This window comes from Mesorhizobium sp. M8A.F.Ca.ET.181.01.1.1, from assembly GCF_004792025.1.
GTDB lineage: Bacteria > Pseudomonadota > Alphaproteobacteria > Rhizobiales > Rhizobiaceae > Mesorhizobium.
Genome location: NZ_SRTV01000001.1, coordinates 184,113 through 201,567, shown reverse-complemented (window position 1 = coordinate 201,567; position 17,455 = coordinate 184,113). Strand labels below are relative to the sequence as shown.

Annotated in this window: 13 protein-coding genes; 5 read left to right on the top strand and 8 right to left on the bottom strand. The window is 64.3% G+C overall.

Annotated elements, in window-relative coordinates:
- Positions 1–113: 113 nt before the first annotated feature.
- From EN824_RS00930 to EN824_RS00915, 4 genes are read right to left on the bottom strand one after another with little or no spacing between them, the layout of a single operon-like run.
- Positions 114–359, bottom strand: a complete 246-nt coding sequence (locus EN824_RS00930; RefSeq protein ID WP_135931701.1) for a MoaD/ThiS family protein — start codon at positions 357–359, stop codon at positions 114–116.
- 16 nt (positions 360–375) lie between these two features.
- The gene (locus tag EN824_RS00925) at positions 376–2,640 is read right to left on the bottom strand and encodes a xanthine dehydrogenase family protein molybdopterin-binding subunit (protein ID WP_135931700.1); all 2,265 of its coding nucleotides are present in this window, start codon (positions 2,638–2,640) and stop codon (positions 376–378) included.
- Between the two features lies 1 nt (position 2,641).
- On the bottom strand, positions 2,642–3,118 hold the full coding sequence (locus EN824_RS00920) for a (2Fe-2S)-binding protein (RefSeq protein ID WP_127277000.1): 477 nt from the start codon (positions 3,116–3,118) through the stop codon (positions 2,642–2,644).
- Positions 3,118–3,978, bottom strand: a complete 861-nt coding sequence (locus tag EN824_RS00915) for a xanthine dehydrogenase family protein subunit M (protein ID WP_135931699.1) — start codon at positions 3,976–3,978, stop codon at positions 3,118–3,120. Before EN824_RS00915 ends, EN824_RS00920 begins: the two co-directional genes overlap by 1 nt.
- Positions 3,979–4,306: 328 nt before the next feature.
- Here EN824_RS00915 and EN824_RS00910 point away from each other — a divergent pair, with 328 nt between their 5' ends.
- Positions 4,307–5,455, top strand: a complete 1,149-nt coding sequence (locus EN824_RS00910; protein WP_135931698.1) for an amidohydrolase — start codon at positions 4,307–4,309, stop codon at positions 5,453–5,455.
- 2 nt (positions 5,456–5,457) lie between these two features.
- On the opposite strand, the gene EN824_RS00905 is transcribed toward EN824_RS00910, so the two are convergent.
- Positions 5,458–6,876, bottom strand: coding sequence for a PLP-dependent aminotransferase family protein (locus EN824_RS00905; RefSeq protein WP_245520925.1), 1,419 nt, complete (start codon positions 6,874–6,876; stop codon positions 5,458–5,460).
- 85 nt (positions 6,877–6,961) lie between these two features.
- Between EN824_RS00905 and EN824_RS00900 the strand changes: the two genes are divergently transcribed.
- Positions 6,962–7,588: an FMN-binding negative transcriptional regulator gene (locus EN824_RS00900; RefSeq protein WP_135931697.1), complete on the top strand. Its 627-nt coding sequence runs from the start codon at positions 6,962–6,964 to the stop codon at positions 7,586–7,588.
- An 82-nt stretch (positions 7,589–7,670) separates the two neighbouring features.
- Here the strand turns inward: EN824_RS00900 and EN824_RS00895 are convergent, their stop codons facing one another.
- Both EN824_RS00895 and EN824_RS00890 read right to left on the bottom strand, forming a co-directional pair.
- Positions 7,671–8,600 (bottom strand): sigma-70 family RNA polymerase sigma factor, encoded by a 930-nt coding sequence (locus EN824_RS00895; protein ID WP_135931696.1) that lies wholly within the window; start codon positions 8,598–8,600, stop codon positions 7,671–7,673.
- The gene (locus tag EN824_RS00890; RefSeq protein WP_135916416.1) at positions 8,597–9,355 is read right to left on the bottom strand and encodes an SDR family oxidoreductase; all 759 of its coding nucleotides are present in this window, start codon (positions 9,353–9,355) and stop codon (positions 8,597–8,599) included. The genes EN824_RS00895 and EN824_RS00890 overlap by 4 nt, the downstream gene beginning before the upstream one ends.
- Before the next feature lie 503 nt (positions 9,356–9,858).
- Here EN824_RS00890 and EN824_RS00885 point away from each other — a divergent pair.
- Entirely contained in the window at positions 9,859–14,238 is a 4,380-nt protein-coding gene (locus EN824_RS00885; protein WP_135931695.1) for a hypothetical protein, read from the top strand.
- A 222-nt stretch (positions 14,239–14,460) separates the two neighbouring features.
- The gene (locus EN824_RS00880) at positions 14,461–15,519 is read left to right on the top strand and encodes an aminopeptidase (protein WP_245520924.1); all 1,059 of its coding nucleotides are present in this window, start codon (positions 14,461–14,463) and stop codon (positions 15,517–15,519) included.
- Positions 15,520–15,567: 48 nt separating this feature from the next.
- Here the strand turns inward: EN824_RS00880 and EN824_RS00875 are convergent, their stop codons facing one another.
- On the bottom strand, positions 15,568–16,461 hold the full coding sequence (locus tag EN824_RS00875) for a LysR family transcriptional regulator (protein ID WP_135931694.1): 894 nt from the start codon (positions 16,459–16,461) through the stop codon (positions 15,568–15,570).
- Between the two features lie 154 nt (positions 16,462–16,615).
- Between EN824_RS00875 and EN824_RS00870 the strand changes: the two genes are divergently transcribed.
- The gene (locus EN824_RS00870; protein ID WP_135867344.1) at positions 16,616–17,269 is read left to right on the top strand and encodes a hydrolase; all 654 of its coding nucleotides are present in this window, start codon (positions 16,616–16,618) and stop codon (positions 17,267–17,269) included.
- Positions 17,270–17,455 lie beyond the last annotated feature (186 nt).

Genomic DNA, 17,455 nt, shown 5'->3' with positions numbered 1-17,455 from the left:
CCAAAAGTCAGTTCACCAGACCCCAACCCGCCAAACCTGACCATGTGATTGCGGCCGCTACCAAGACATTCGAGACCCTGATACCAAGCGTTGACAGCAAGACGCCTGCCCCCTCACCCCCCAGCCAACCTCGGCAGCAGAAAAATCTCCGCCCCCGGCGGCAGCTTCTTCCCCCAAGTATCCCGATAAATCACCCCGTCGATCGCCACGGCGATCCCCCGATCGATCCACGGCTCGAACCCGGGATACTGTTCAGCCAGTTTCCTGAACAGCTCCCTGATGTCCTTGGCCTCGACCTCGACCTTGCTCTGCCCCCCGGCAAGCTGGCTCAGCGCGCCCCAGAGCGTCACTTCGACCATCAGCGAATGCCTCGCCTTACCCTTCCCGCTCCGCCTCGATCGCCGCGAGAATCCTTGGCGGCGACATCGGGATATGGGTCATGCGCACGCCGGCGGCGTTCGACACCGCGTTGGCGATCGCCGCCAGCGGCGGCACGATCGAGGTTTCGCCGACGCCGCGCACGCCATAGGGGTGGTTGGGGTTGGGGATTTCTAGGATCTGCGTGTCGATCATCGGCAGGTCGGAGCAGACCGGGATGCGGTAGTCGAGGAAGCCGGCGTTCTGCAGCCGCCCGTCCTTACCGTAAATATACTCCTCGTTGAGCGCCCAGCCGATGCCTTGCGCGGCGCCGCCCTGGTACTGGCCCTCGACATAGGTCGGGTGCACCGCCTTGCCGGCATCCTGCACCACCGTGTAGCGGATCACCCTGGTCGCGCCCGTCTCGGGGTCGACCTCGACGTCGCATATATGGGTGGCGAAGGAGACGCCGGCGCCGTCGGCGACGAGCTCGCTGTGGCCGGCGATCGGCCCGCCGGTGGTGCCCGACTTGGCCGCGATCTCCTTCAGCGACAGCTTGCCGAGATTGCCGTGCTTCTCGCCCTTGGCGACCGCGTGGCCCTGTTCCCAGGCGACGTCGTCGACGGAAATATCCCACATCTGCGCGGCGCGCTCGCGCAGGATCTTGATCGCGTTGCGGGCGGCCGAGATCGTCGCCATCGAGGACGAGAAGGTGCCGCGGCTGCCGTCGGTCATGTCGTTGTAGCCGAGGCTCGACGTGTCGGCGACCACCGCCTTGAGCTGGGCATAGTCGATGCCCAGTTCCTCCGCCGCCACCAGCGACAGCGATGCGCGGGAACCACCCACGTCCACCGTACCCACGGCGAGCGACACCGAGCCGTCCATGCCGATGTTCAAATCCACGCAGGTCTGGCCGCCGAAATTGAACCAGAAGCCGCAAGCCATGCCGCGCCCCTGGTTCTTCTTCAGCGGCGCCTTCATGTGCGCATGGGCCTTCACCGCTTCCAGCGTCGGGCCGATGCCGATCGGGCCGTAGACCGGCCCGTAGGACGAGCGCGTGCCTTCCTGGGCGGCGTTCTTGATGCGGAACTCGACCGGATCCATGCCGAGCTCCTTGGCGAGCTCGTCGACCGCGCTTTCCACCGCGAAGGCCGCCATCGGCGCCGAGGGCGCGCGGTAGGCTGCGGTCTTCGGCCGGTTGACCAGCACTTCGTAGCCGACGGTCTTGACGTTATCCAGACGATAGCAGGCGAACGCCGTCATGGCGCCGATCTCGGCCCATGAACCGGCATAGGGGCCGGCGGAATAGCGCAGCGTGGCTTCGGCGGCCGTGATGGTGCCGTCCTTGCGGGCGCCGATCTTGACGTCGATCGAGGTGGCGCTGGTCGGCCCCGACGCGCGGAACACCTCGTCGCGCGTCATCACCAGCTTCACCGGGCGGCCTGCCTTGCGCGACAGGGCAAGCGCCACCGGCTCGGCCCAGACATGGGTCTTGCCGCCGAAGCCGCCGCCGATCTCCGAGGAGGTGACGCGCAGCTTCGAGGCTTCCATGCCGAGCAGTTGCGCGCAGTGCTGGCGGTAGACGAAATGGCCCTGCGTGCAGACCCACAGGTCCGCCGTGCCGTCGGAGCTGACATTGGCCACGCAGGCATGGGGCTCGATATAGCCCTGGTGCGTCTGCTCGGTCTTGAACGAGCGCTCGACGATGAAATCGGCGTGGCCGAAACCCTGATGGACGTCGCCATGGCCGAACTGCGAGCGCTTGGTGACGTTTGACGGCTTGACCGGCTTTTCCTCCAGCCCCTCGGTGAAGACCGTGTCGTTGATCAGCGGGGCGTGGTGCTGCATCGCCTCGTCGACGTCGGTGACATGCGGCAGCACCTCATAGTCGACCTCGATCAGCTTCAGCGCCTGCCTGGCCGTGTGGGCATCGATGGCGGCGACAGCCGCCACCGCGTGGCCGTCATAGAGCGCCTTGGTGCGCGCCATGCAATTGTCGAGGATGTCGTACATGGCGGCATCGCCATCGGTGAGATCAGGCAGGTCTTTCGCCGTAATCACCGCTTTCACGCCCGCAAGCGCTTCCGCTTTCGAGGTGTCTATCTTCCTGATCTTGGCATGCGCGTGCGGGCTGCGCAGCACGCGGCCGACCAGCTGGCCGGCCATGTTGAAGTCGGCGCCGTAGCGGGCGCGGCCGGTCACCTTGTCGACACCGTCGGGACGGATCGGGCGCGTGCCGACGGAAGCGAATTTACGCCCCGAAAAACGCGGATCGAAATTCATCTCAGGCTCCCTTCATCACGATTGCCGCGTCCTGGACGGCGCGCACGATCTTGTCATAGCCGGTGCAGCGGCAGAGATTGCCGGCCAGGCCGAAGCGGATTTCCTCCTCGGTCGGGTCGGGGTTCTTGGCCAGGAGGTCCTTGGCCGCGATCAGGAAGCCGGGCGTGCAGATGCCGCATTGCAGTGCGGCATGCTCCAAAAACTTCTGCTGCAGCGGGTGCAGCTTGTCGCCATGCGCCATGCCCTCCACGGTCTCGATGCGGCGGCCTTCCGCTTCCGCGCCCAGAACCAGGCACGAACACACCAGCCGGTCGTCGAGGATGACGCTGCAGGCGCCGCAGTCGCCCGTGCCGCAGCCTTCCTTGGCGCCGGTCAGCCCGAGCCGGTCGCGCAGCACGTCGAGCAGCGTCTCGTCGGGCTGGCAGAGATATTCAATCGTGTCGCCGTTGATCGTGGTTGAAACCGCTACGCCAGCCATCATTTGCCTCCTGCACGTGCATAGGCGGTCTGTGCGGCTCTGCTGGCCAGCACGCCCGCAACCTTGCGCCTGAATTCTATTGTGCCGCGCTTGTCGTCGATGGGGCGGCAGGCCCCGGCGCAGACCTTGGCCAGCCGCTCCAGCGCTGCTTCGTCGAGCTTGCGGCCGATCAGGGCCTCGGCCCCTTCTTCCACCAGAAGCACGGTCGGCGCGGCGGCGCCGATCGCCACGCGGGCCGCAGTCACGACGCCCGCCTCGTCCAGCGTCAGGTTGACGCCGGCGCTGACCACGGCGATGTCCATCTCGGTGCGCGGAATGAACCGCAGATAAGCGTCGGCCGAGCGCGGCGCTTGGCTGCCGAGCAGGATCGCCTCGATGATCTCGCCCTTGGCGAGCGATGTCCGGCCCGGCGCGGTCGGCACGGTCTCGACGGCAATGGTGCGCTTGCCCGACGGGCCGACGACCACCGCCCTGGCGCCCGCCGCCACCAGCGCCGGCACGCTGTCGGCCGCCGGCGAGGCGTTGCACAGATTGCCAACGATCGTGCAGCGTCCCTGCACCTGCTTGGAGCCGATCAGCTTGGCCGCCTCGACGACGCCTGGCCATGCTTTCTTCAGCGCGGCGTTCTCGCCCAGCACGGCGCAAGGCACGGCGGCACCGATGCTGAAGCCCTCGGCGGTTTCCCTGATGTCGCGCAAGCCGGCGATCGACTTGATGTCGATGATCAGTTCGGGTTCGACAAAGCCGCCCTTCATCCTCACCAGGAGGTCACTGCCTCCGGCAAGGATGGCGGCCGGGCCGGCCGATCCGGCCAGTTGGCCGACGGCGTCTTCGATTGAAAGCGGACGTATGTAGCGCATCGTCTCCCCTTGGTGTGGCGATTTCAGCGACCGTTATAAACAATCGTCTCATAATGACCATCCGGTTCGTAGGCCAAGGCGATTGGGCCAGATCGCAAGATGCGCCGGTGCAACGGGTCTTGACCGCGCCTTGTCGGGCGCCGATCCTCCCGGCCAAAGGGAGGAGCTTCCGGTTAAGACTACACGCTGGACCCGTTCAAGGCGCTCTGCCCCAACCGCGTGAAATAACGGGTGCGAAGGTTTCTGGCCCGCCAAAGCCCGGAAGTTGGACCGTGGCCGGCACGGCCGTTTATCGCTAGCACGGGAATGCTGCGGAGGCGCGAAAACCATGACCCTGACCAATCGCGATATTGTCGAACTGACCGAGTGGCGGCGCAAGCTGCACCGGCAGCCGGAAATCTCGAACGAGGAGGAGAAGACGGCTGAAGCGGTCGTCGCCTTCCTCGCCGACACCGGGCCGGACAAGGTGCTGACCGAGCTGGGCGGGCACGGCGTCGCGGCCGTCTACGACAGCGGCAAAAACGGACCGACCGTCCTGTTTCGTTCCGAACTCGACGCGCTGCCGATCGAGGAACTGTCGGGCGTGCCGCATGCCTCGCAAGTGCCTGGAAAATCTCATATGTGCGGCCATGATGGACACACCGCGATCCTGGCAGCGCTTGGCCGCCAGTTCGGCCGCGAGCGGCCGGCCAGCGGCCGTGTCGTGCTGATGTTCCAGCCGGCGGAGGAAACCGGCAATGGCGCGGCCGGCGTCGTCGCCGATCCCCGCTTCGGCGAGATCGCGCCGGATTTCGCCTTCTCGCTGCACAATCTGCCCGGCGTGCCGTTCGGCGAGGTCAGGCTCAAGCCCGGCGTGGTCAACTGCGCCTCGCGCGGCATGCGCATCGTGCTGGAAGGCAAGACCGCGCACTCCTCCATGCCCGAGACCGGAACCTCGCCCATGCCGGCGATCTCGGAACTGATGCCGGCTCTGCCCGCGCTCGGCCGCGCGACCTTTGCCGACGACGACTTCTCCATGGTCACCGTCACCCATGCGCGGATGGGCGAAGCCGTGTTCGGCATCGCGCCTGCCCATGCCGAGGTCTGGGCGACGCTGCGCACCCGCCGCGACGAGCGCATGGCGGACCTCTGCGCCGCCGCCGAAACGCTGGTCAAGGAGATTGCCGGCCGGCACCGCCTCTCCGCCAGTTGGGACTATCACGAGATCTTCGTCGCCAGCGTCAACGCGCCCGACGCGGTCGAGCATCTGCGGCGCGCCCTCGACGAAGAGAGCGTCACGCATGGCGAGGAAGCCCTGCCGATGCGCGCCTCGGAAGATTTCGGCCTGTTCGGCCACAGCGCCTCCTCGGCGATGTTCTTTCTCGGCGCCGGCGAACGCCACCCCGCCCTGCACAATCCCGACTATGACTTTCCCGACGACCTGATTCCGATCGGCTCGAAGATCTTCATGCGCACGGCGCGCAACCTTCTCGGCTGATTTCAGCGGAACCCGGCCAGCACCGCCGCCAGCACCGCCACGCCCTGCCGCAAGGCATCCACGTGGAGCCCGGCATAGCCGAGGATGAACCCCGCCGTGGCCGGCTGTGGCCCAGCCGGGTCGTAGAGCGGCGTCACCGGATGGAGGCCGATCCCGGCGGCCTGCGCGGCCGTGACGATCGAGGCAACGCGATCGGCGCCCACACCGTTCACCCAGATGACCAGGTGCAGCCCGGTGTCGGCGCCCTCGATGGTGACCGATTGGCCGAGCTTGTCCGCCAGCGCCCGCAGCAGCAGCGCCCTTCGCTCGGCGTTCTTCCTGCGGATGGCGCGCACGTGGCGCTCATAGGCGCCGCTGGCCAGCATGTCAGCCAGCGCGTCCTGCTCCAGCAGCGGCGAGTGCCGGTCCGTCAGGCGCTTGGCCGCGCTGAACGCCTGGCGCAGACCGGCGGGAACGACGAGATAGCCGAGCCGCAGCGTCGGCGACAGGGTTTTGGACAGCGTGCCGGCATAGATGACCATATCCGCGTCCAGCGTCCGCAGCGGCGGGATGGGGGCGACGTCGTAGCGGTATTCGCCGTCGTAATCGTCCTCGACGACATAGGCGGCTTCCCGCGCCGCCCAGGCCAGCAGCGCGCGCCGGCGCGTCGCCGACAGGACGCCGCCGAGCGGAAACTGGTGCGAGGGCGTCACATAGGCGAGCCGCGCCGGCGGCAGCGCGTCCGTCCTCAGCCCGTCGCCGTCGACGGCAATGGGCGTGGCGACGCCGCCCGCCGCCGCGAAGGCCTGGCGGGCAAGCAGGTAGCCGGGGTTTTCGATGACGAAGCGGTCGCCCGTATCGAGCAGCAGCCGGGCGCAGAGATCGAGCCCTTGCTGGGAGCCGTTGACGATCACGATCCGGTCCGGCGTGCAGGAGATGCCGCGCGCCCGCCAGAGATAGCCTTGCAGCGCGGCGCGCAGATCGGCCGATCCCTGCGGATCGCCATAGGCCAGCCGCGCGCCGCGCCGCACGCTGGCCCTGTTCATCGCGCGCCGCCAGGCCAGCACCGGAAAGTCGGCGCCCGACAGGTCGCCATAGCGGAAATCCGCGACCCGCGCCGGCTGCGCCAGGGCTGGCACCGGCAGGCCGAGCAGGCGTTGCGCGAAGGCCGAGAGGTGACGGGGCGCGGCCGCCATGGCGGGTTTTGGCGCCACCGTGGCCCCCAGCCCGTGCGCCACTTCAGCGCGCGCCCCGGCACGCGAGATCAGGTACCCCTCGGCGATGAGCTGGCTGTAGGCCGCCGTCACCGTCGTGCGCGACGCCCCCCATTCGGCGGCGAAGACCCGGGTCGACGGCAGACGGTCGCCGGGCTGATAGGCGCCGCCGTGGATCTGCTCCTTGATGGCCGCGACGATGCGGCGCGCGGCTCCGTCCGCATTCAACTGGACCACCTCAACTCTTCGAAACTGGATATTCCAACAGGCCAGATTGTCTGGCATCTGTGGCTGCAACGCAAGGAGTTCGACCATGTATACCCCGCCCGCCTTCCGCGATGACGACAGGGACAGCCTGATGGCGACGATCCGCGCCGCACGGCTGGCAAATCTGGTCACCGCCACGGCGGACGGACCACTGGCCACCCCCCTGCCGCTTTTTCTCGACGATACGGAGGGCGAGCACGGCGTGATCCATGGCCATCTGGCCAGGGCCAACCCACAGTGGCGCGTTCCTGCGATTGGCGACGGGCTTGCCATCTTCATGGGTCCGGACGCCTATGTGACGCCGTCCTGGTACGCGACCAAGCAGGAAACCGGCAAGGTCGTTCCGACCTGGAACTACGCGGCCGTTCATGCCTACGGGCCGGTCGAGTTCTTCGACGATGCGGACAGGCTGCTGGAGGTCGTCACCCGGCTGACGAACCTGCATGAGGGTGCGCGCGATGCGCCGCGCTGGGCGGTGTCGGACGCGCCGCCCGACTTCATCCAGTCGCAGCTTCGCGGCATTGTCGGCCTGCGCATGCCGGTCGTGAGGCTCGAAGGCAAGCGCAAGATGAGCCAGAACCGCAACGCCGCCGACCGCGTCGGCGTCGCCGCCGGGCTGGCCGCCAGCGAGCGGCCGTCCGACCGCGAGGTCTCCACCCTCATCCCGTCGTGAAGGCACGGCGCCTCGCCTCGATGCGGCGGCCCGCGCCCGCCGCCGTCAGGCGTCGATCCGGCCCGCGACCTGCTGTCGCCTATCAGTGCCCGCCGCCACCACGGGAAGCTCCGGCTTCCCTTGCCAGCACCAGGTCCGCGTCGTCGAGAACGTAGCGGACGTAGCGGTAGTCGCGAATGAAGCTGATCCGGCCTTCGCGCCATTCCAGCCACATGAAGTGATTCGGCTTCGCGTCGGTCCGGTCTTCGAACACCGCGATCACCTCGCGGCCCTCGACCCATGCCGGCTTGAGCCACAAGCCGTCGCTCTTGGCGTAGATCGTGAAGAACATGCCGACGTCGGCGGCGCCCGCGCGCGGCGGGTGCATCGACTGGTGGAGCCTCGCATCGTCGGCAAGCAGCGCGCGCAAGCCGTCCCAGTCGCGCTGGTTGAACATGTTGACGTAGCGCACGATAGCGGCGGAGGCGATGCGCGCATCGGGCCGCGGATCGGCCTGCGCGTTGATCCGCCGAAGCCGGGCGCGGCCGCGCGCCAGATGCCCCTTCACCGCATCGACCGTGATGCCAAGCAGGGCGGCGATGTCGGCCAGCGGCTCGTCGAGCACATCCCTGAGGATGACGACGCTGCGTTGCGGCACAGGAAGCTCCGCGAAGCGCGACACGGCGGTTTGCACGGCTTGCCTGCGCATCAGCATCTCCACCGGGTCGGCCTCGTCGGCAATTTCGAGCGCCGCCTCGATCGGCTCGGCCACGCGGATCGCGCGGCTGCGCAACAGGTCGAGCGCGCGGTTGTGGGCGATCCGGAACAGCCAGGGCCTCAGCTGCGGCACCTCGCACAACTCGTCGAGCGCCACGAAGGCCCGTGCGAACGTGTCCTGCACGACATCCTCGCCGTCGATGACCGATCCCATCAGGCGGGCGCAATAGCGGTGCAGTTCCGGCCGCAGGGCGGCGGCAAGGGCAAGCAGCCCCTCCCGCCGGTCGCGCTCCACGGCTGGCTTTCCGTCGCTCAAGGACCAGCGCCCTCCATGATCGTCACGCCCGCGTCGCCGCTGAGGCCGAAGACGACGCCCTCGGCATAGGCCGGGTCCTCCAGCAGCGAGACGACCCTGTCGCCGAACGCCCGGGGCGGCATCGGCGCGCCGAAGCGGGCGACGAATTGTTCCGGCGTGATGCCGATCGAGCCGGCATAGGCGCCGGCGGCCGCATCGCCGATCCCGGTGCCGAGGATCATCTGGCGGGGCAGGATCGCCTGGAAGCGTATGCCGAGGCCTTTCTCTTGCGCCACGCCATTGGCGTATTTGGCCATGAACCACAGCATCCGCTTGGACCCACCATAACCGCCCGACATCTGCGATCCGGTGACGGCGGCGCCGCTCGACCCGACCAGCACCCGGCTGCCCGGCTTGAGCGGCAGGTTCAGCGCCGCCTGCAGCCAGTAGAGCCCGGCCTTGACGTCGGTCTCCCAGGCGACGGAGAAATCCTCCCACTTCAACTGGTCCAGCCGCCCCATGCGCGGCGTCGCACCGGCGTTGAGCACCACTATGTCTGGGCGCACCTCGCCCAGAATGCGATAGGCCGCGTCCTCGTCCGTGACATCGGCCGCAATGGTGGCGACCCCAAGCCGCGCACCAACCGCTTCCAGCGCCTCGGCGCCCCGCGCGACAACAGTCACCTCGGCGCCTTGCCCGACCAGCGCTTCGACCAGGCCGAGGCCAAGCCCCCGGCTGCCGCCGGTGACCACGATTTTCCTGTCCTTGAGGCTCATTGGATCCTGCTCCAGTGTTTCACTGTAGCTAAGACGTTTGAGGATCGGGAAAGGAGTCAGCGGTGGGCGAGATTTGGTGATGACGTCCAGATATGGGGCCGCCAATATGGGGCCGACAGCGGACTGTCTGGTTCTGGGGATCGCCCAGCGGTTAGCTGCCATTCTGCATCCGACCCCATCCCGGTCATTTGCGAGCTTCTAACCAATGGCAGCTTCGGCGCAAAGCTGACGCGGTGGCTGAAGTGCCGTGTACGGTGTGGGCGGACTTCAAGCGGCCGGAAGCTGGATCGTTAGGCGCAACCCACTCCCCGGGCAACTTGCCGTCGAATGGTGTCGTGGTTGACGTTGAGAATGTCGTTTGCGATGGCAACCCATCCGGCCTCTCGCTCACTGTGGAAATCTGGCGCTTCGGCCAGGCCGGACCATCGTCGCTCAGCCCGAAGTCCGCTACACCGACATGCATCAGCTCGTGACAGTGCTGCGCGAATCTAAGAACCCTTAGGGTGACCGTCCTCATGCCCGTTTCTGATGATTTTGAGCACGTACCCTTGGGCCGGAGCTTTCGGGAGCTCTCCAGCTACGCCAGCGAGAGCGATGAGTCCGATCTGTCCAACGCTTTCTACGTCTCGAACGGCATTCAATGGGCGGAACTGCTGCAGGATTATCGAGTGGTTATCCTGTCGGAAGCGGGCTCGGGGAAAACGGAAGAGTTTCGCACGATTGCCAAGCAGTTGCGGTCGGAGGGTAGGGCCGCGTTCTTCTTGCGGCTGGAGAACATTCCGGACCATTTCTCGATCGCGTTTGACGTTGGCTCCAAAGACGAGTTCGACCAGTGGCTGGCATCAGGCGCGGAAGGTTGGCTGTTCCTAGATTCCGTTGACGAAGCACGCCTGCGCCATCCGAAGGATTTCGAATTGGCGCTCCGGCTGCTCGGAGAAAAACTGAAGCTCGCTCTTGATCGGACTCACGTGTTCCTCAGCGGACGGATGTCGGCATGGCGGCCGAAAACTGACCTTGATCGTGCCAAGGCCTACCTGCCGTTCACCCCCGTCACCAAAGTAGCGAACGACGTTTCGCCAGAGGGCGTGTCATCCGCAGACGAGCTGATAGACAGCCTGATGGAAGACGACGGCGATGGTGATGGGCCTAGTACCGATACGTCCGTATCGAGCGCCAGGAAAGACAAGGCAAACTCCTCTGCGCCATTTAGAATTGTCACGCTGGAAAGCCTGTCGCGCGAGCAGGTAGAGACATTCGCCGCAGCGCGAGGGGTGAATGACACCAAGGCTTTCGGCGATGCCATTGAGCGAGCGGACGCTTGGTCCTTTGCAGCTTTGCCGCAGGACCTCGAAGATCTTATCGCCTCGTGGTTGAAGCGCGGTGCGATCGGCACACGCCGCACAATCATGGAAGATGGCGTAGAGCGGCGGCTAAAGGAGCGCGATCAGGAACGTGCCGACGCTGCTCCTCTAACGGAAGCAAAAGCCTTGCTGGGCGCGAAGCTACTCGCGGCTGCGGCCACCCTTGGGCGCAATGCCTCCATTCAAGTTCCCGATGGACAAGACGGGCTGGATGGCATCGCGGTCGATAAGGTTCTCTCCGATTGGTCGCCAACGGAGCGAAAAGCGCTGCTTGAGCGTCCGATTTTCGACGCCGCCATTTATGGGGCGGTGAGATTCCATCACCGGACGGTCCGGGAGTATCTGACAGCCGAATGGCTTCGGGAGATGCTCCAGCATCCTGCATCGCGCCGTGCCATTGAGGACATGTTCTTCAAGACGAGCTACGGGATCGATGTGATCGTGCCCCTGATGAGGCCGATACTCCCGTGGGTCGCACTGTACGACGATCGCATTCGCGAGCGGGTGCGCCTGCTTGCGCCCGAAGTGCTTTTCGAAGGTGGCGATCCTCCGTCTCTTCCACTTCCGACGCGCCAGCAGATTCTGAGCGAAGTGGTCGGGGACTTGGTGCCGGGACACTCGCCGAGAGCGCCCACCGACTACGCCGCAGTTCAGCGTTTTGCCCATGCTGATCTGAGCGACGACATTCGCCGGCTGTTGCAGCAGCACGCAGGAGATCAGGAAGCTGCTAGTTTCCTGCTTCGGATGATCTGGCTCGGCGAGATCAAAGACGCCCTGCCTCAGGCCAAAGCGCAGGCGCTTCTTGCAACTGCAGGACCGTATCAACGGATGGCCGCCATTCGGGCGGTGAACGCTGTCGGCTCAAAGGCCGATATGCGTGACGTACGTGGCGCGATGGCACGTGAACCCGCCCCTCCGAATAGAGAGTGGCTCAACGAGCTATGCAACACGCTTGAGGGAAGCGAGGAAGAGATTGACTGGCTTCTCCGCGAGCTCGAAAGGACGGGCGCGGTCGCAAAGTACACGGTCGATCATCTTCAGGACGGCGTTGCCAAGGTCGCCGAGAAGATGCCGATCGAGAATCTGCCCATGCTCCTTAATGGGCTACACCGGCTTTTGTCTGTCGCGCCTTTTGTCGATGCGCGGTTCTGCAAGATTTCGATGCGGTTCGGATGGCTGTTGCACCCTGCCTCTGCAGCTGTGGAGCGGCTCGTCAGTGAACGAGACTCTGCCGCGATGTCTGAAATCGCGATAAGCGTTCTGGGTATGCTGCAGGTGTCGAAGAGATTTGACAGCGACATACGCGATCTGAAAGCGGACTTCTCTAAATTGGTTCCCGACTGGCAGGAGCTGAACCGCACGCTCTTCTGGGCCGAGGTAGCAAGAGCCCGCAAAGATTACGAAGGCACGAACTTCGGCCCCGTGACCTACATATGGCAGGCAAATTCCTTTGAAGCCTTCTGGCGATTTTCCGCTGGCGACTTCGACTATTTCATGGGTGAGATTGCTGCACGCGACCTGATGGACGACAAGCTGGTTGCCTTGTCGGGTGCGCTCGACGCGTACGTTCAGGGAGGGCGCGGTGCGGCCAAGCTGAAACAGCTCAAGAGCGCAGTCTCAGGCATCCCGGAACTGACCGCGCGCCTCGAGCTATTCTTGCATCCGCCCAAACGTGATGACGATCTCTCGCGGCAAAACCAGAAGTGGAAGAAGCAGTCCAGGGCTCGCGCGCGTCGTGAGAAGGACAACCTGCGAAAGTCGCGCGACAATATCGGCAAGCATCTGGATACTCTGCGCGATCCGGGATTTCCGGACCCCAACGACATTTCGAGGACGCAGTGGTACTTGCACCATCAGACCCGCAACAAGGCGGAACAGAAGGGCAAATGGACCTCTGGCGACTGGCGCTCGCTCATTCCCGAATTCGGTGAGGACATCGCAAGAGCTTATCGCGACGGTGTCATCCTGCATGCGCATAGGGCTTCTCCGAAACTTCGCTCGGAGGGAACAGAGGCCAATACGACGACGGCCTCGACCATCATCGGACTGACGGGTCTCGCTATTGAGGCTAATGAAACTCCTGGCTGGGCAAAGAATGTCTCTGAGCAAGATGCAAAGCGAGCCTGGCTGTTTGCAGCGCACGAACTGAACGGCTTTCCAGACTGGTTCCCCGATCTGTTCGCGCAGCACAAGGGGGCGCTTGCCGAACTCATAATGCGTGAGGTGGAGTTCGAGATCGCCTCTGAGCCGGAAGGGGGCATGCACTACATAATTTCCGATCTTGCATGGTCGGGCAAATGGGCCTGGACGGAGCTCGGTCCGGCAACCTTCGACCTACTCCGCCGCCGTGAGCCGACGAATAGTGAGACGCTCTCCAAACTTCTGCATATTGTGCTCGCGTCCGGCGTGCCCGATGAAGACGTGCTCGCGTTGGCGAAGGCACGGGTAACCGATCCGGACACGAAGCATGCCGTCCAGTGGTACGCGGTTTGGACGGGTATAGAGCCCGCCACAGCCATTCCGGCGTTCTCGACATATCTGGACGGGCTATCCGAAAACCGGGAGTCCGTGGATGTCGCCATGAGCTATGCGACGCATCTATTTGGCGACCGGCGTAGCGACTTCCCCATGGGAAGAACGGCGTTCAAGGAGCCGCAATTCTTAGAACAGCTTTACAGGCTACTACACAAGCACATCCACCGCTCCGAAGACATCGACCGCGCAAACGGCGAAGCCTACTCGCCGACGCTGCGCGACCGCGCTCAAAACTCGAGAGATGCCATTTTCAACCTACTGAACTCGATCAGCGGGAAGGAGGCCTACATCGCGATGAAGAACATCGCCGCCGGGGAGAGCGATCCCGATACCGGCCGATGGATCGCGCACCGGGCGTTGCAACGCGCCACGCAAGACGCCGACATGGATGCGTGGACGCCCGAGCAGGTGCGGGAATTCCACGACGAGCAAGAGCGCACCCCTCGCAACCATCGGGAGCTATTCGATCTCGCCGTAAACCACTTGCTCGACGTCAAGGACGATATGGAGAATGGCGACACCAGCGTCGCGGGAGTTCTTCTGGACATCGACCAGGAAGAAGTGATGCGCAACTATTTCGCTCATGAGCTGGAGCGTATGTCGGCCGGCCGATATCAGATACCGCAAGAGGAAGAGCTCGCAGACGAGAAGCGTACCGACCTTCGTTTCCACGGTGTCGGTATCGCCTCGCCTGTGCCAGCGGAGCTGAAGATCGCCGACAAATGGACCGGTCCAAAGCTGTTCGAGCGTTTCGAAAATCAGCTGTCCGGTGACTACCTGCGGGATCGCCGATCATCACGGGGCATCTACCTGCTCGTCAATCGCGGCAAAGAACGCCAGCGGTGGCAGCTGCCCGACGGCACGATGGTGGACTTCGAAGGCGTCGTTCGCGCGCTGCAGGACTATTGGCTCGAACTGTCACCCAATTACCCCGGCGTCGACGAGCTGCGCGTTGTTGGAATAGATCTTAGTAAACGGACACAGTGAAGCGGCTTCGCCGTCGGCAAATCTCACGCGCGCTGGGTATGGTGGCTCGCTGCAAGTGTCCGCTTCTAGGCAGGGCCCCTTACCGCGGCAACGACCGAATTTGGGCGCATGGCAGCCACATGGCCTGAGGCCGGCGGCGAACCGGCAGCTTCAAGGGCATGCCCTGTGGACGGTCCGCCGCACATATGCTCCATGGGCAAGTGACGAAGCGGCGGGGAAGAAGTGAAGCGCGTTTTTCGATTGTTTGCCGCGGTGGTCATGGCGTCCGCAGTCAGCGGCTGCACCAGCATTTCCTATTACGCGCAATCGCTGGAGGGTCATGTGCGGATCATGGCCGCGCGCGAAGACGTCGGAAAACTGATCGAGGCCCCTTCGACCCCACAGGCCTTGCGCACCAGGTTGACGTCGGCGAGCGCGATCAGGCGGTTCGCCACGGACGAACTGGCACTGCCCGAAAACAGCAGCTATCGCAGCTATGTCGATATCCACCGGGACGCCGTGACCTGGGCCGTTTTTGCCGCCCCGCAATTTTCGCTCACGCCAACAACATGGTGCTTTCCGGTTTTCGGCTGCGTTCCCTATCGGGGTTACTTCGACCGGAAATCCGCGACGGAAAGCGCTGCCGCACTTCATGAACGGGGGCTGGACGTCTATGTCTCCGGCGTCACCGCCTATTCCACGCTGGGCTGGTCCAGTGACCCGCTGCTCAGCACCATGCTGCGTCAGGACGACACCTATCTCGCCAGCCTCATCTTTCATGAATTGGCGCATCAGCGCCTCTATGTGAATGGCGATTCCGCATTCAACGAGGCTTTCGCGGTTGCCGTCGAAACCACCGGCACAAGAAAATGGCTCCGCGCGGCCGGCGACCGCGCCGGCTTGCGTCGCTACGAAGCCGATCGCAGGCGCAGCGCCGACTTTCTCGCACTGGTGTCAAAAACCCGCGACGATTTGAGGCAGGTCTATCAAAGCTCCCGTAGCCCCGAGGAGATGGCGGCTGAAAAGGCAGCCACGCTCGACAGGCTGCGGATGCGCTACCGGCAAACGCGGGACAAACGCTGGGCCGGATACAAGGGCTACGACGCCTGGTTCGATGCCCCGATCAACAACGCAAAGCTCGCCGCGACTGCCGTCTACGGCGAACAGGTTCCGGCGTTCATTCGCCTGTTCGACTTGTGCTCCGGCGATTATCCGAGGTTTTACGCATCCGTTCGACGGATCGCGGATTTGCGCCAACCTGCCCGCGCCGAAGCGCTTGAGGCCGCCGCCACCTGTGATTGATTTTAATAAGCGAACGCAATTGTTGAAGGGTCCCGCCTCGTTCGTGCTTTAGCGGTCGAGACCCCAAACGTCTGGATGTCGTGCGAAATACTCGATCAGCATTTCGATGAGGCCCCGGACTTTCCGTGTGGGGTGCCTACCCGGCGGCCGGACGACATACACGCCTGCCGAAGGCGGGGGATAGCGCGTCATCACCGCAACGAGTGCGCCGGAGGCCATATATTCGTGCGTGATGCAGTCGGGGAGCCAGGCGATGCCGAGTCCAGCCGCCGCGGCAGCGGCAAGCGCCGTAGCGTTGTCGGCCTTGAACCTGCCCTGCGGCTGAGCCGTGACAATCTTGTCGCCATCCACGAACTGCCAGGCTTCCGTTCCTTGCATGAGGGCCTGATGGTCGACGAGTTGCTCTACCTTCTCAGGTGAACCGTGCGCCTTGATGTAATCCGGGCTTGCGACAAGCTTTCCATAGATCGGCCCGACGCGCTTCGCGATCAGGTTGGAGTCCTGAAGGTAGCCAACCCGGATCGCGCAATCGAAACCTTCGGCGATCAGATCGACGAAGCGGTCGCTGTAGGAGCTATGGATATGGAGTTGCGGGTGGTGTTGCGCCATTTCCGCAAGCACCGGAGCGAAGTGGGTCGGGCCGAAAGAAAGCGGCATGGCAACCCTCAGGCGGCCGCGCAGTTCTCCGGTTGGGAGGATCGTTTCCCTGGCCGTGTCGATCTCGGCGCTGGCGCGTGCCGCATGATCCCTGAACGTGATCCCCGCTTCCGTAAGCGCCGCACCCCGGGTCGTTCGTGCAAGAAGCTGAACGCCAAGTTCCGCTTCAACCCGAAAGAGCCGCCGACTGACGATTGACTTGGAAACGCCGAGCCGACGCGCGGCGGCCGATACGCCGCCTGCATCGGCCACTACGACGAATGTCTGTAGATCTTCAATGTCCATTCCGGCGTTCCTCATTTCGCAACACAGTATGCCTGACCATGGCACTACCGCATCACCAAGAGGAACAGCAAATTGCGTCCAGGCAACGCCGCCCGCTGGCGCATGTCTCCCGTGAACCCAGTGCCGTCCATGGCGGCAGAGAAAGGAAGTCTTGATGACCCCTCGCAACGGCCTTGATTCGCTTCTTCGTCCTGAAGACTCGGTCCTCGTTCTGATCGATCACCAACCTTATCAGCTCGCAAACCTGAACAGCCACGATCCGCACATGGTGGTCAACAACACGACCGCGCTGGCGAAGCTGGCAAAAGCCTTCAATGTTCCGACCATTCTCACCAGCGTGATCGCGGCGCGCGGTGGACTTCTCTTTAAGCAGATCACCGACGTATTTCCGGACCAGGAAGTCGTCGATCGCACCTGGGTGAACACCTGGCAGGACGAGAATGTGGTGAACGTCGTCAAGGCGACCGGCCGCAAGCAGCTGATCATCGCCGGCCTGTGGACCGAGGTCTGCGTCGCAATGCCCGTGATCCAGGCCGCCGGTGAAGGCTGGGACGTGACCGTGATCACCGACGCGTCGGGCGGCATTTCGAAGGAGTCTCACGAAGTTGCCATCCAGCGGATGATCGCGGCCGGCGCGAACGTGATGACCGTGATGGCGCTCGCTGGCGAATGGCAACGCGATTGGGCGCGCACCGAGCATGTCGAGGATCTGACCGAGATACTCATCCAGCACTTCGGCGGCAGCGGCATCGCGTATCTTTGGGAGCAGCAGCTCCTCAATACGCCTGTGCCGAGCGCCAAGGGCTAAGCTGAATAGGGATGACGAGCATCCGGGGCGATGCGTCGCAAGGGAGTTGAATACGTATCGGGTCTCGTCATCCCACGCCGCCTCGCCAGCCTCACCGCACTGGCTTTCGGCGGCGGCGCCGGGCACTGATCGCCTTGACTGGTGATCTTGTCGCGGCGGATATGCGCTCGACGCCGGCACCTCGTC